Source organism: Streptomyces mayteni, assembly GCF_054783955.1.
In genome coordinates this window covers 1-1,002 of sequence record NZ_BAAGPR010000270.1, presented here as the reverse complement: position 1 = coordinate 1,002, position 1,002 = coordinate 1, and the positions used below count along the sequence as shown (strand labels likewise).

Here is a 1,002-nt window from a genome sequence, read left to right as displayed (position 1 = left end):
ACCGCCGAGACCTGCGCCGGCGCCGTCGCCGCCGAGCTCGCCGCGCTGGCCCGCGAGGCCCGCGCGGACGAGGAGTCGCTGCGCGACGCCGAGCAGCGCCACCGCACCCTGGCCGGCGACGCCGAGCGGCTCCGCGCCGACCTGGTCCTGGCGGTCGCCGCCACCGCCAGGGCCGAGGCCGTGGAGCAGCGGCTCGCCCTGGCAGGCGGCCGGCTCCAGGCGGCCAGGCGCCGCGACCGGCTCGCCGCCGGGCTCGGCGCCGCCGAGGCCGAACTGCTCACCGCCCGCGAGTCGGCCGCCGACGCCTACGCCCACTGGCTCGACCTCAAGGAGCGCCGGCTGCGCGGCATCGCCGCCGAGCTCTCCGCCGCCCTGCGCCCCGGCGAGCCCTGCGCCGTCTGCGGCTCGCCCGAGCACCCGCGCCCCGCCCGCCCCACCGCCGACCAGGTCGAGGGGGCCGCCGGGGCCGCCGCCCGCGAGGGCCACCTGGCCGCCGAGCCGGTGCCCGGCCAGGCCGACCTGCGGCTCGCCGAGCTCCGCGAGAGCCACGCTGCCGCCTCCGCCGAGGCGGGGGAGGAGCCGGCCGAGGCGCTGGCGAGCGCCGCCCTGGCCCTGGAGGGCGAGCTGGCCGCCGTCGGCGCCGAGCCGGCCGCCGAGCCCGCGGCCCGCCAGGCGCTCGCCGAGGCCGAGGCGGCCGAGGCAGGCCTGCGCGAGCGGCAGCGGAACGGCGAGCGCCGGGCCGCGGTCCGCGCCTCCCGGCACACCGCGCTGACCGCCGAACTCGCCGCGCTGCGCGCCGAGATCGACCAGGCCAGGTCCGGCGCCGCCACCGTCGCCGACCGCGTCGCCGCGCTGGGTGCCGAGGCTCGGGCGCTCGGCGCCGCCGACCCCGCCGCCGACCTCGCCGACGAGACCGCCGATCGGCGCAAGCAGGCCGACGCCCGCCTCGCCGACGCCGCCTACCGGGCCGGCTTCGACACCCCGGGCGCCGCCGCCGAAGTC

General features: G+C 82.8%; 1 pseudogene. It reads left to right on the top strand.

Features of this window, described 5'->3' with window-relative positions:
• Positions 1–1,002, top strand: a pseudogene (locus ACYVPE_RS39835) (AAA family ATPase); the annotation flags it as partial.